We start from the raw sequence: 12,783 nt of genomic DNA, 5'->3' as shown, positions 1-12,783 counted from the left end.
TCTCCCTTACGCGGCGTTCAGCCGCTCTGCATGCCAGCGCACGTGGTCCTCGCCGAAGCTCGCCACGAAGTAATAGCTGTGATCGTAACCCGCCTGCAGCCGGACGACCCCGGCCTGCCGCCGCTCCGCCAGCAAGCGGGCCATCGCCTCGGGCTGCAGCTCGTCCAGAAACTGGTCCGCCGCGCCCTGATCGATCAGGATATCGCCATGCCAGCCGAGCTCGCCGAGAAGCAGGCAGGCGTCATAGCTGCCCCAGTCGGCCTCGTCGTCGCCGAGATAAGCCGAGAACTGCTTGCGCCCCCAGTCCGACCGGGTCGGATTCACGATCGGCGCGAAGGCTGACACGGAGCGGAACAGTTCGGGGTTGCGAAAGGCGATCGTCAGCGCGCCGTGGCCGCCCATCGAATGCCCGGTGATGCCGTTGACGCCGTTGAGCGGCAACTGATCCTGCAGAAGGGCGGGCAATTCGGTGACGATGTAGTCATACATACGATAGTGCGGCGACCAGGGCTTCTGCGTCGCATTGACATAGAAGCCGGCACCCTGTCCGAGATCGTAGGCCTCGTCGTCGGCCACGCCGTCGCCGCGCGGCGACGTGTCGGGGAAAACCAGCGCCAGCCCGTGCTCGGCCGCGTGCCGCTGCAGGCCCGCCTTGATCATGGCATTCTCATGGGTGCATGTCAGGCCCGAGAGATACCACAGGAGCGGCACCGAACGCGTCCGCGCCTGCGGCGGCATGTAGAGGCCGAATGTCATCTCGACGCCGCAAACCTCGGAGGCGTGGCGGTAGACCGACTGGGTTCCGCCGAAACATTGGCTTTGCGTTACGAGTTCCATCTTCGCGCTCAATAGAGGACCACGCTTCGAATGCTCTCGCCGGAATGCATGAGCTCGAAACCCTTGTTGATGTCCTCGAGCGGCATGGTGTGGGTGATCATCGGATCGATCTCGATCTTGCCCTCCATGTACCAGTCGACGATCTTCGGCACGTCGGTGCGGCCGCGCGCGCCGCCAAACGCGGTGCCCATCCAGGTGCGGCCGGTGACGAGCTGGAACGGCCTGGTCGAAATCTCCTGGCCGGCGCCGGCGACGCCGATGATCACCGATTTGCCCCAGCCGCGATGCGAGGCTTCGAGCGCCTGGCGCATGACCTTGGTGTTGCCGGTGCAGTCGAAGGTGTAGTCGGCGCCGCCGATCTGGTCGGCACCGCGCTTCGTCAGGTTGACGAGATAAGGGACGATGTCGTCGCCGACCTCCTTCGGATTGACGAAGTGGGTCATGCCGAACTTTTCGCCCCAGGGCTTCTTGTCGTTGTTGAGGTCGACGCCGATGATCATGTCGGCGCCGGCAAGGCGAAGCCCCTGGATGACGTTGAGGCCGATGCCGCCGAGACCGAAGACGATGGCGGTGGCGCCGATCTCGACCTTGGCGGTGTTGATCACCGCGCCGATGCCGGTGGTGACGCCGCAGCCGATATAGCAGATCTTGTCGAAGGGGGCGTCCGGATTGACCTTGGCGAGCGCGATCTCCGGCAGCACGGTGAAGTTCGAAAAGGTCGAGCAGCCCATATAATGGTGGATCTTGTCGCCGTTGATCGAGAACCGCGAGCTGCCGTCCGGCATCAGCCCTTGCCCCTGGGTGGCGCGGATGGCGGTGCACAGATTGGTCTTGCGGCTGAGGCAGGAGGGGCAGGAGCGGCATTCCGGCGTATAGAGCGGGATGACGTGGTCGCCCTTCTTCACCGAGGTGACGCCGGGGCCGACATCGACGACGATGCCGGCGCCCTCATGACCGAGGATCGCCGGGAACAGCCCCTCCGGATCGGCCCCCGACAGCGTGAAATCGTCGGTATGGCAGATGCCGGTCGCCTTCACCTCGACCAGCACCTCGCCGGCCCGCGGGCCTTCGAGCTCGACTTCGGTCACGACAAGGGGTTTTCCGGCCTGAACGGCCAGAGCAGCGCGAGTGCGCATGGATGCCTCCGGTACTACGTTATGTAAGCGGCCTTGTGAGGCCTTGTGCACAGATTACAGACGGGCCAAAGCACAAAGACAATTGCGACCTTAGTGTGTAAAACGCGACCTATGGCTTCTCCCCCGGTCCCCCTATACTGACACCGGTGAGAACACGGAGACATCAAGGATGAGAGTCGCCTGTCATGCGCTTCGCCGGATGCGCGGTTTGCCGCTCAACCTGGCGCTAGGGCTGGCGCTTTGCCTGACGCAAGCCCCCGGCATCGCAGGAGCAATGGATTTTTCCGATCCCGATTGGCCCTGTATCCAGCGCAAGGTCGAGAACCTGTCGGCGAGCCTGATGTGGCCCGCGCCGGTGACCCGCGTGGCGCTTTCGCCCGAAGCAAACGATCTCGTGGAAGCATTGTCGCTTCGCCGGGTCAGCCTGGAAGAGGCCGACGCGCATGTCAGGGCTTTCGTGGAGCGGAACAAGCAGGCCGACGGTCAACTTCTCGGCAACATCTTCTACGGCGTGTTCGACAATATTGCCGAGACCCGACAGCGGCTGATCGCCGGGATAGCCCGCTATTCCCGCAGCCAGATCGCGCTCTCGTCGCGCATCGAGGGCGCGCGCGTCGAGATGGCGAAGCTCTCGCGCGAGAAAAGCCCCGATTTCGACCGTATCGACAAGCTGGAGGAACAGATCGACTGGGACGAGCGCATTTATCGCGATCGCTCGCAGGCGCTCACCTATGTCTGCGAAACTCCGGTGCTTCTGGAAAAACGCGCCTATGCCATCGCACAGATGCTGCTGAAGCATGTGCCTGATTGACGCTTGAACGCATCGGATCTGCGCATCGTGCCTCCCGAGAGGGTCAATTCCGCTTTTGTAACCCCGCTAGCGCTTTGAAACTCCGTACTTCCGCACGGGAAACCGTCACACTTTCGCGGGAGTGCTCTAAGGATCCCATTCCATCTCCGTATAGGCAGCCGTGGCGTTTTGCGGGTTCAAGAGTTCGAACAGGCGCCATCGGCCCGATTCGCTTTGACCGATGACCTCGTTTGCTTCCCCGAGCGCCAGGCCGTCGTCGAGCGCTTTCTTCGTATCGGACTCCAGAACACGGAGGTAGCGTTCGAGCGGCGCGGCGGCCTGCGGCCAGTCGAGCAGCGGCCCTCCATGGCCCGGCACGACCTTCGGCGCGCCGAGGCCCTTCATTTCGGAAAGAACGGCGAGCCAGCCGCGCAACGAACCGTCGAGGGCCGGCGTGTGCATGTCGAACAGAAGATCGCCGGCGAAAAGGATACCGGACGTCCGGTCGAAGACAGTGAAGTCGGTAGAGGTGTGCGCCGTTGGCCAGGCGCGCAGCTCCAGCACCCTGCCGCCGAGGTCGATCGCCTCCTGCTGCGCTATCGTCCGATCCGGCGCGACTATGCGGCTGCCCAGGAAGGCCGCCTCGCCGATCCGACGGGCGTAGCTTGCGCGATAGTCTTCGGCGCGGTCGGAGAGCGCACGCGGCAAATTCGCCTGGCCGAGCACTGCCGCGCCTGCCTCGCGGAGCGGCTCGGCGCCGAAGACGTGGTCCGGATGCATATGCGTCAGGACCAGATGGCTGATCGGCAGGCGACTTCGTTCGCGGATCGCCAGATAGATCTCTTCTCCGAGCTTGCGCGCGCCGCCGGAATCGATCACGGCGATGCTGCGCGACCCTACGACGAAGCCGAAGTTGGACACGTCGCCGCCGTTTTCCGCATCCGGCTCCGCCACCCGGCCGCGATGCAGGAAGACCCCTGGGGCCGCCTGGCTGAAGGAAAGAGCCGACTTGGGCCTCGGGGCACAAAATGGCGGCTTCTCGGTCCAGTCGTCCGGCTTGCGTATGACGGAGTGCAACGCATGCTCGCACCCCGCTTTCGTCTCCGCCGCAAAGCCGGGCAGCAATGCCGCCCGGCACATCTCGCTCGGCCGCGCGTCAGGAACGGCTGCAGCAAGGATGCACATCGTCACGAATGCTTCGAACACCTCGAGCCCCCGGCATTTCGAAAAAGTGGGCGATACACGAACTCGGCGATCTACAAGATTGCGGCCGCCGGTCGCGCCAGACAACATATCCGAAAGGCTCGCTTCTGCTCCCGGGCATCTCGTTCTATGCTATAAGATACTCGCAGCCTGTCCAAAAGGGGGCTTTGAACCATGAAGCTCATTCTCGCGCTTATTCCCGTCACGCTGACTGCAAGCCTCGCACTTGCCGAGCCGGAGAAGCCGAACAACCCGCTAGCAGACGGCACGACCTGGCGCGATTTGAAGGGCGACGTCGTCGGCGAGGCGGCCATTCTCGACGGCTCCGCCCTGTTCTCCGTCACCGCGCCCTACCGCGCCAACGACGCCGCGACGGTGCCGGTCACGATCGAGCAGACGGACGCGGCGGCGGACCCGATCGAATCCCTCAAGCTGGTGATCGACGAGAACCCGGCGCCGGTGGCCGCCGAAATCCGCTTCGGCCCCGCAATGGCACCGCTGAAATTCGAAACCCGCGTGCGCGTCAACCAATATTCGAACATCCGCGCGATCGCCGAAACGCCGCGGGGCATTTTCATGAATGGCCGCTTCGTCAAGGCATCCGGCGGCTGCTCGGCGCCCGCCACAAAGGACCCGGTCGCCGCGCTGAAGGACATGGGAGAGATGCGGCTGAAGCTCTTCGACGGCAAGGGGGACGTACAGAAGGCCCGCCGCGAGGCGCAGATCATGATCCGCCATCCGAACTATTCCGGTCTCCAGCGGGACCAGATCACCCAGCTCTTCGTCAGTGCGAAATTCATCACCGAATTGGTCGTGAAGCAGGGAGACGAGCTTCTGTTCGCGCTCGACGGCGGGATATCGATCAGTGAAAATCCCGTGTTCCGCTTCAGCTATACCGACAATGGTGCCCCGGACTTCACGGTCCATGCGGTCGATACGGACGGCAACGTCTTCGACCGCGTCCTGCCGAAGACGCCGCCCGCCTGAATGGGAGCTGAATTAGCCTGAGGCCACGCACTTCCCGACGAAAGACCGCTACACACTTTTCCTGGAGGTGCTTTTAGAAACACAGCATCTCCGCCTCCGCCTGGGCGCGTCTCAGATCCGCGACCATGGTGCGTGGCACGACCGCCGACTTGAACATGGCCAGCTGTTCGCCGCTCCCCTGCTGGAGAGACAGCACCGTTTCAGCCTGGACATATTTGTCATAGGGCAGGATGGATGCGATCACATCGATCGAGCAGGCGCATTTGCCCAATACTTCCCGACTCTGGCCGTTGGCGGCCATGCAGCCGAACACATAGTCGGCCCGGGCCTCGGTGGGGTAATCGTTGAGGCGCTCGGACATGCTCTGCCCGCTTGCGGGGATTGCCGCCATCGCGATTGCGAGCGCTGCCAGGGCGGCGCGCATCATGGCCGGCCCTCCGCAGCTTCTTTCAAGGTGATCGCGTGGGAATAGCCGGCCCCGCCCGACGCCGAAGGAACGGTGGCCACCAGCGAATAATACCAGCCGGGAATCTCTTCCGACACGGTGACGGCGAGCGACAATTGCGAGATCCGCCCCATTTGCGCGCGCGCCTTGTCGTGTTCGAAAGGCCGGATCGTCACCTCGCGCGCGGTGATCTCCCGGTTCCGGTAGCGGAGCGATACCGGCTCGATCTGCGCATCGCGCAGCAGGGCTTCCTTGACGCGGTTGCGCATGTAGAAGGGACTGCCGCCGGATTGTGCCGCAAGATCGGAAAGCACGCTTTCGAGAAAATACATGATGAGCGGATTGCCGACGGAGGTTGGATAGTTGCCGAGCCCCCGGGACTGGCTGCCCTGATAGAGCGTCATCGCGACATTGTCACCAACCCTGAGACCGACCGTGAAGCTGCCGGCTCTCTGCCCCGCATCGGCCCCCGACACGACCTTGTCGTAAACGAGCGAGCTCTGCTCCTCTTCGGAACCCTCCTTCGCCGCGCCCAGCCCTTTCAACGCCGCCGAATGGAAGAGGAGCTCGTAGGTCTCCGCAGCGACGACGGGTCCGTGCCCCGGCCCCAGCAGGAATAGAGCGATCAGGAGAAAAATACGCATCGCAGATCCACCGTCCGATTGTGGCCCGTTCCGAGGCTCCGTTTACCGGCTTCGAGCCTAGCAGCGGCCCCGGCAATGTCATCGGAGACCTTTGTCTGTGTTTGTCTCACGCCACGCGGGCCCGGGTCTTCCAGTCGATCAGCGCCCTGAGCCGCACCAGCTGCACCGGCTTGGTGAGCACGGCGAAGGACATTTCGTTACAGAGCTGCAGGAATTGCCGCTGCCGGTTGGCGGAAATGATAATCGCCGGTATTTCGGCTCCTGCGAGCGCGCGCAGCGTATGGATGGTTTCTATGCCGTTGTCCTCATCGTTCAGCTGATAATCGACCAGCAAGATGTCGGGGGCCGTGCCTATTTCCTGCATCAGCGCCGCCGCATCCGCTGTCGAGTCCGCAGCCAGAACGCTGGCTCCCCAGCTTTCCAGAACCTGCGTCATCGCGTGCAGCTCGTCCGCATCGTTCTCGACGATCATCACGATCAGATCGAGGCTGCCGTCGAGCATCGACTCCATCCTCGGGTCCTCGCTGACGCTGGCATGGCCGGGCGCGGCCAGCGGCACTTCGATCGAGAAGACGGAGCCCCGGCCGGGCTGCGACGCCAGCCGGATGGGGTGATCGAGATGCCGGCATGCCCGCTCGACGATCGACAGGCCAAGTCCCATGCCCGGGCCTTTCGCCGCGCCACTTGCCCGGGTGAACTCCTTGAATATCCGTGTCCGGTCTTCCTCGGATATTCCGACGCCGGTATCCCACACTTCTATCCGCACGGCGTCGCCCGTCAGCCGGCAACCTACCAGCACACGACCGCGATCCGTATATTGAATGGCGTTCACGACTAGGTTCTGGACGCAGCGCATCAGGTAGCGCTGATCGCTGCTGACCCAGCGTGAGGAAGGCACGATCCGAAGGTCGATCCCCCCTTCCGTTGCCAAGGGCGCCAGATCCTCGGCCACCCCCTGCAGCAGGTTGCCGAGATTGAACGAGGTAACGTTGAACTCGGCTCCCGAACTGTCGAGGCGCGAAATGTCGAGAAGCGCCTGCAGGAGCGATTCGATCGAGGTGAAGGATCGCTTCAGGCGCCTGACCACTTCCTCCGTACCCGGCTGCCCCACCTTGTCCGTCAGCATCGACAGATAGAGTTTCGCGGCGTTGATCGGCTGAAGGAGATCATGACTGGCCGCCGCCAGAAAGCGGGTCTTGGATGTGTGGGCTGCCTCGGCAGACTCCTTTGCGTGCCGAAGCGCCGCCTCGATCTTGGTCTGCTCGTCGGCGTGTATCTGCAGCAGGCGATTGGCCTCGGTCAATTCGGCCGTGCGCTCCTGCACCCGTTGCTCCAGAAGCGCGGAGGCCTGTGTCTCCGCCGTCACGTCCATGATCGAAACGATGAAACCGTCATCGGGCAGGGAATGGATGCGGATGTCGAGGCTCATGCCGTCGCGCCGGCGGAAGCGCTCCTGCACCGCCTCGCCGCGGCGCACCGCCTTGAACCAGCCGGCGACCCGGGACCGGCGCCCTTCGCGGTCGAGAATCTCGTGACGCTCGACATGTTCTACGATGCGCTGGAAGGGACTTCCCTTTTTCAGGAGCGAAAGCGGCACGCCGAGAAGCTCACCGAAGCGCTCGTTGCGAACCAGCAACTCGCCGCCTGACGAAAACGTGCAGATGCCGAGCGACATGTGATCGAAGGCCGCCTGCAGCAGATGGGACTGCTGGTCGATCAGGCGGTTCTTCTCGCGCCGGTTCTCCCGCACGATGTCGGTGATCTCGGTCTGCAGGACCGTGATGTTGCCGGAACTGGTCTGCCGGTAGGAAATCTGGAACCAGCGATCGTTCCGCAGCACCATTACGAAGGACGAAAAGCGCTGGCCGGATCCCTGCTCCCTCGCCACCGGCTGAGGCCGGCCCGCCAACCCATTGTCTTCCCGGTTCAGATACTTGCTTGCGTTGACCGCCGCGAGATAGTCGTCGAAACCGAGGCCGGGCTTGATCAGCGGCTCCACATCGGGCAGCAAATTGCGGAATTGGGCATTACAGGCCTGCAGCCGCTCTTCGGAAAAGAGTGCGAAGCCGTCTTCCATCGCCACCATGGCATCGGCGAGGTTTCTCTGGATCCGCTCCTGCGCCTGGTAGGCGACCTCGAGCTCGCTCGAGGCCCGGTCGAGCGTATCGAGGGCCTTTTCGAGATCCTTGGTCTTTTCCCAGACCTCCGCCTGAAGGGCGATGGCGGATTCGAAGAGCGAATAGGCGGAGCCACCGACCTCGTGGCCGCGCTCGGCCCGGTTGACCAGCGCCTCGATGATCCTTGCCTGCTTAGCGATCTGAAGTTCGTAGGGCTCGGTCGGATCGATCATAGCGGCGCACCCGCCTTCGGCCGGAAAAAGGCGACGCCGACAAAGGTCTGGTTCACGTGCACGCCGAGATGCTGTTCTCCATAGGTGTTGAAGCCTACGACCCGGCGCTGCCGCAACTGCTCGGAAACCTCGCTGTCCAGACCCTTGCGCTCGATCTCGAGCTTGCGCAGATAGCAATCGAATCCGAGGATGAAATCCGGCGCCTCACCGTCATGGCCGCTGACCGCCAGCCCCGTCTCGAGCGTTCGGATGATTTCCTTGCCGCGGCCGAGGCGCAACAGCAAGCCATCGTCGATCGCCGATAGGAAGGTGAGCCCGTGCTCGCCTTGAATCTGCTGGATCGCCCGCACGTGATAGAGATTGCCGTTGCGCACCAGTACCGGATTTTCGGCGAAGACCATCGGCGACAATTCGCCGACCGGCACCTTGACCAGCCGGGCATATTCCTCCGCCGCCGGCGAGCCGTTGATCTCCAGGACCAGCCGCTCCTCCGGGACAGCGCGGGTAACCACCATGCGCTTGTCGGTGGGCTGAAAATGGTCGAAGCCGAGACCGCTGAACTCCAGATCGGTTTCGAGCAGCAGGAGGAGCGCGGCATTGCTGTGGAATTCACCGTTTCGAAGCACCTGGGTGCGCTGGAACCGCAGCCCGTCGCCGGCCGAACCGCCAAAGACGGGAATGTCCTTCAGCCCCGCCCCCAGGGCCGCCACCAGAATATCCTCCTGCTTGGACAGTCCGTCGGCAAAGATCAGCGCCAGCCGCTTCCGGCCAGGCGTCACGCGAAACTGCGTGGCGAGCCGCTCCGTCTGCGAAACGACATCGGCGATCGAAACCGGGGAAATCGGTTGGAACAGAATCGAGGCCACCCGAAAATGATGCCGCTGGAAGGCGACCGCCAGCAGAGTATCGTTTTCATAGCCGCGCGGCGTGATCTGGCCGGCTGTGGTGCAGCCGAAGACGACCGTGTTCGGCAGCGACTTTCTGAGCGCAGCGGCAAGGTCGTCCGGCTGCAGCCGGTTCGGCACGAACAGAAAGATGAAGCTCGGCCTCGCCGTGGCGAGCTGCCTTCTGATTTCGGCGAGGGCCGTGAACGCATCGTCGGCGCGTGATGTCGCGAGCCGCACCGCCTCGGCGGGTTTGCGGTCAAGATCGTCGACAGCCGTCATGCACCGTCACCTTCCAACTCCCATCCCGGCAGGCCGGACACACCTCACTGCAGGCTGTGGCGGATCGATACTTCGCGTACCAGCATCGCCGCCTGGGTGCGATTGTGGACGCCCAGCCGGCGCAGAAGCGCTGTGATATGCGCCTTGACGGTCGCCTCGGCCAGCTGCATCTCGTAGGCGATCAGCTTGTTCGGCATGCCTTCGCAGATCAGGCTCAGAATGCGGGTCTGCTGCTGCGACAGATGGGCGATCTTGCGCGAGATCGTCTCCACCGACTGGTCCGTGGCCGTCGCGCGCGCCGGCACAGCATAGCCCGGCGGCACATAGGTCTTGCCGTTCCAGATATCCTGCATCGCTTCCTGGAAATTATGACGGTCGATGTCCTTTGGGATGAACCCCGCGGCTCCGGCGGCGATGACCGATTGAACCACGTCCTTCGACGTGAAGGCCGAGATCACGATAACCGGAATATCGGGCATCTTTTCCTTGATTTTCAGAAAACCGCTTAAACCGGACGCATCGGGCAGGTTCAGATCCAGCATGATCAGATCGGGCGAGAAGCGCATCCTGAGCTGCTGCAGCGCTTCGCTCAACGAGGTCGCCGTTCTGATCCGGCGCGTATTGAAGGTGCTTTCCATCGTCGCGGCCAGAGCATCGCAATAGAGCGGATGATCATCGATCACCAGGGCCGACTTTATCGAAAGCGAATGAACGGGCAAGGCTGTCCGCGGCATGGCTCTCCTCCCGAGATACTTCCAAGCCAACAGAGCGACTCAAAGCCACTCCGAGTTCACCGAGAATATCTCTCTCTCCCAGGCCGTCGTACTCTCCCCAGCACGACGCGAATCGTTGTCGCACAGTTTTCCACCCCGGGCAATTCCGAGATTTGCCATGCGACGCTATACTGTCGGCGATACGCTTACGAGATTCAAGCGCCTCGTTCCGGGTGGGCCCAGGAACTCAGACGGGGCGGCTCGCATCCGCAACCCTGCATCGCCACTTCTTGACGCGAAGCGCCGGATGTTGCTCGGACCATTCGGCGATGTACACCGCAGACTGGAACATGCATTGATTCAACGACCTCAGGTCCTGAAACTGCAGCGTTTCCTCCCGGCACTTTTCGGGTGCCATTGAAAGGCATACGGTCAGTACGAGCGTCACCGGCTCCATGACTTCTCCCGTTTCGGATAAAGTTTACGCGCGGGCTAATGTAGCCGTCAACGCGTGAATGTGCCAGCCGCCGGCCAAAAGCGCTGGGCATGCACGGCGCGGGGATCATCGTGATCGAGGACACCAGCGGAGCATCCGTTGCTGTAAGGCGCGCGTTTCTTTCAGATGATCGCGAAACAGATTCTTGAAATCGCGGAACTTCCCGAATCCGAGGTGACCCGCCAGACGCACGACCGTGGCAGTGGACACACCGCACTCATTCGCTATCGAAGTCGCCGTGCCGAAGGCGATGATCTCGGGATGGTCGAGTATGGCGCGCATGACGCGCTTGCGTCCGCCGGGAAAGACCACCTGCTTCTTGGCGATCATGGCCTTGAGTTCGCGAAGGTTGGAGGGAGGCATTTTTCCGCATCGGCAGCTCATTGCCTTGCAATCGGCTTTTTCCTCGTCGGCCGTCGCGGGCGGCAAAGCCATCAACGGACACTCTCGATCAACCGCACCCACTCCGCCGCACGGCCTGCGGCCTCGATCAGGACGGATTTCGGTGCCTTGTACCACTCTGCGCGCGCGAGTTGGCGGCGCTCGCGAATATGCGTGACTGCGGCAGCGAGCGTAGCGAATTCCGAAGGGAGCGTCAGGTGCAGAAACAGCGCCATGACGATCACCGAACGCGACCGTCCTCCCCGGCAATTGACGAGGACGTTGCCCCGGTCCCGCCTCGGATAAGACGGCTTGTCTGGCAATATCTGCTCCAGCGCCGCACGCAGAATGTAATAGGCCGCGATCATCTGCGTGTCCGGGTTGCCGGCGCCGTCGATCAAGCCGATCTTGTAATAGCGCATCTCCCCCGGTCCGTAGGCGCTGCCTTCGTGATCGGATACCAGGTCCGCCTGCCGCACATAGTTGAAATCCAGGTTGACCGCGCAATTGACCACGGTGGTGACGCCGTTCCGGCGCAGGAGATCGAGATCGCTCGCGCCTTCCTTTCCGCTAATGAAGAGATCGACGCCATAAAGCGGATGCTTCTCGTAGATCAGGCTGAGCTTCGGAAGTTCGGCGGCGATCGATTGCGGGTCTGTTTCAAAATGCATACTTTTTCTCCGGCGCCGACATCAGGTCGTCGCGCTGTGTCCGACTGCGTTGAAACGCCTGCTACTGTCCGGCCTTTGCGATCCGGGACGCCGAGATCGATCGGGCGACCCGCTCGAGGGTTGGATAATCCGCCCCCCTTCCGGTGGCGATATAGCCCGGGCACATGAAATCCGCGGCATCGACCGCCACCTTGCCGAGGGTGAGCGGCTCGTATCGCCCGCCGGCATTCTTGAGGATGAGCGTTGCGGCGGCGACGTCCCAGGCGTTGACGCCGAAGCCGGCTGCGGCGTCCGCCCATCCGGCCGCCACATGGGCGATGCTGAGTGCCGCGCTTCCGGGCCGGCGCAGCGTCGAAAAGGTTTCGGTCAATGCTCCGAAATTGGCAAGCGCCGCCTCGCGGCCGTCGAGCCGGAAATCACGCGCAACCGGGTAGCCCGTGATGAGAGTGGCGCGCTTTTCGTCACCGGCGGCGCGCGAAGCGAGTGCCTTGCCGTTCAGCTCCGCGTTTTCGAGATCCGCCGAGAACATGAGGTCCGCCACCGGGTCGTAGACGGCGCCGGCGAGCACGGCCCCATCCCTGACCACGGCGACCGACACGCACCAGAAGGCAATCCCGCGAGCGAAATTCGCCGTCCCGTCGATCGGGTCGACATACCAATGGAACTCGCCGTCGCCCGTCTGGCCGCCCTCCTCGCCCATGACCGACGAGTTCGGCTCGTGCTCGAATATATAAGCGCGAATGATCGCCTCCGCCCGCCGGTCGTGGACAGTCACGATGTCGTGCAGATCGACCTTGTAGTCCACCGCCATTTCGGTGCGGAACGCCTCGAGGAGGGGCGCGCGAACCGCAAGGGCTGCTCCCCGCGCAGTCTCCGCAAGGCGCTGCGAGAGAGCGACGGCATGGCGATCGGCGATAATCGGCCCGGGAGGCGGACTCTGCTGCATTGGATATCCCAGTCTGTT

General features: G+C 63.1%; 14 protein-coding genes. 2 read left to right on the top strand and 12 right to left on the bottom strand.

Annotated elements, in window-relative coordinates; genetic code table 11:
- Nucleotides 1–6: 6 nt before the first annotated feature.
- Together fghA and PZL22_RS04725 are read right to left on the bottom strand one after the other, a co-directional pair.
- Entirely contained in the window at nt 7–837 is an 831-nt protein-coding gene (gene fghA / locus PZL22_RS04730; protein ID WP_003528775.1) for an S-formylglutathione hydrolase, read from the bottom strand.
- Nucleotides 838–845: 8 nt separating this feature from the next.
- Entirely contained in the window at nt 846–1,973 is a 1,128-nt protein-coding gene (locus tag PZL22_RS04725) for an S-(hydroxymethyl)glutathione dehydrogenase/class III alcohol dehydrogenase (protein ID WP_010975081.1), read from the bottom strand.
- Between the two features lie 169 nt (nt 1,974–2,142).
- Here PZL22_RS04725 and PZL22_RS04720 point away from each other — a divergent pair, with 169 nt between their 5' ends.
- A complete protein-coding gene (locus tag PZL22_RS04720; protein ID WP_003537957.1) occupies nt 2,143–2,784 on the top strand; it encodes a hypothetical protein in 642 nt (213 codons plus the stop codon).
- A gap of 126 nt (nt 2,785–2,910) precedes the next feature.
- Here the strand turns inward: PZL22_RS04720 and PZL22_RS04715 are convergent, their stop codons facing one another.
- A complete protein-coding gene (locus PZL22_RS04715; protein WP_284718195.1) occupies nt 2,911–3,969 on the bottom strand; it encodes a quinoprotein relay system zinc metallohydrolase 2 in 1,059 nt (352 codons plus the stop codon).
- Nucleotides 3,970–4,140: 171 nt separating this feature from the next.
- Here PZL22_RS04715 and PZL22_RS04710 point away from each other — a divergent pair, with 171 nt between their 5' ends.
- Nucleotides 4,141–4,953 carry a quinoprotein dehydrogenase-associated SoxYZ-like carrier gene (locus tag PZL22_RS04710; protein ID WP_127613942.1) on the top strand — a complete coding sequence of 271 codons (813 nt, stop codon included), beginning with the start codon at nt 4,141–4,143 and terminating at the stop codon, nt 4,951–4,953.
- Nucleotides 4,954–5,026: 73 nt separating this feature from the next.
- Here PZL22_RS04710 and PZL22_RS04705 read toward each other — a convergent pair whose 3' ends face one another.
- The 9 genes from PZL22_RS04705 to PZL22_RS04665 all read right to left on the bottom strand — a co-directional run bounded on the left by PZL22_RS04705 (nt 5,027) and on the right by PZL22_RS04665 (nt 12,765).
- The gene (locus PZL22_RS04705; protein WP_003532090.1) at nt 5,027–5,380 is read right to left on the bottom strand and encodes a hypothetical protein; all 354 of its coding nucleotides are present in this window, start codon (nt 5,378–5,380) and stop codon (nt 5,027–5,029) included.
- Nucleotides 5,377–6,042, bottom strand: a complete 666-nt coding sequence (locus tag PZL22_RS04700) for a hypothetical protein (protein ID WP_003532088.1) — start codon at nt 6,040–6,042, stop codon at nt 5,377–5,379. Before PZL22_RS04700 ends, PZL22_RS04705 begins: the two co-directional genes overlap by 4 nt.
- A gap of 106 nt (nt 6,043–6,148) precedes the next feature.
- Entirely contained in the window at nt 6,149–8,392 is a 2,244-nt protein-coding gene (locus PZL22_RS04695) for a PAS domain-containing hybrid sensor histidine kinase/response regulator (protein ID WP_284718194.1), read from the bottom strand.
- Complete coding sequence (locus PZL22_RS04690) at nt 8,389–9,558, bottom strand: FIST signal transduction protein (RefSeq protein WP_003532084.1); 1,170 nt, start codon at nt 9,556–9,558, stop codon at nt 8,389–8,391. Before PZL22_RS04690 ends, PZL22_RS04695 begins: the two co-directional genes overlap by 4 nt.
- Nucleotides 9,559–9,602: 44 nt before the next feature.
- Nucleotides 9,603–10,292 carry a response regulator gene (locus PZL22_RS04685; RefSeq protein WP_003532082.1) on the bottom strand — a complete coding sequence of 230 codons (690 nt, stop codon included), beginning with the start codon at nt 10,290–10,292 and terminating at the stop codon, nt 9,603–9,605.
- Between the two features lie 226 nt (nt 10,293–10,518).
- The gene (locus tag PZL22_RS04680; protein WP_003532080.1) at nt 10,519–10,728 is read right to left on the bottom strand and encodes a hypothetical protein; all 210 of its coding nucleotides are present in this window, start codon (nt 10,726–10,728) and stop codon (nt 10,519–10,521) included.
- Between the two features lie 105 nt (nt 10,729–10,833).
- The gene (locus PZL22_RS04675; RefSeq protein ID WP_284718491.1) at nt 10,834–11,202 is read right to left on the bottom strand and encodes a MurR/RpiR family transcriptional regulator; all 369 of its coding nucleotides are present in this window, start codon (nt 11,200–11,202) and stop codon (nt 10,834–10,836) included.
- Complete coding sequence (locus tag PZL22_RS04670) at nt 11,202–11,819, bottom strand: dual specificity protein phosphatase family protein (protein WP_003532076.1); 618 nt, start codon at nt 11,817–11,819, stop codon at nt 11,202–11,204. Before PZL22_RS04670 ends, PZL22_RS04675 begins: the two co-directional genes overlap by 1 nt.
- Before the next feature lie 61 nt (nt 11,820–11,880).
- Nucleotides 11,881–12,765 (bottom strand): inositol monophosphatase family protein, encoded by an 885-nt coding sequence (locus PZL22_RS04665; RefSeq protein WP_127613940.1) that lies wholly within the window; start codon nt 12,763–12,765, stop codon nt 11,881–11,883.
- Between the last annotated feature and the right edge of the window lie 18 nt (nt 12,766–12,783).

Source organism: Ensifer meliloti, from assembly GCF_030064585.1.
In the GTDB taxonomy this organism is placed as follows: domain Bacteria; phylum Pseudomonadota; class Alphaproteobacteria; order Rhizobiales; family Rhizobiaceae; genus Sinorhizobium; species Sinorhizobium meliloti.
This window is presented reverse-complemented; position numbering and strand designations above follow the sequence as displayed.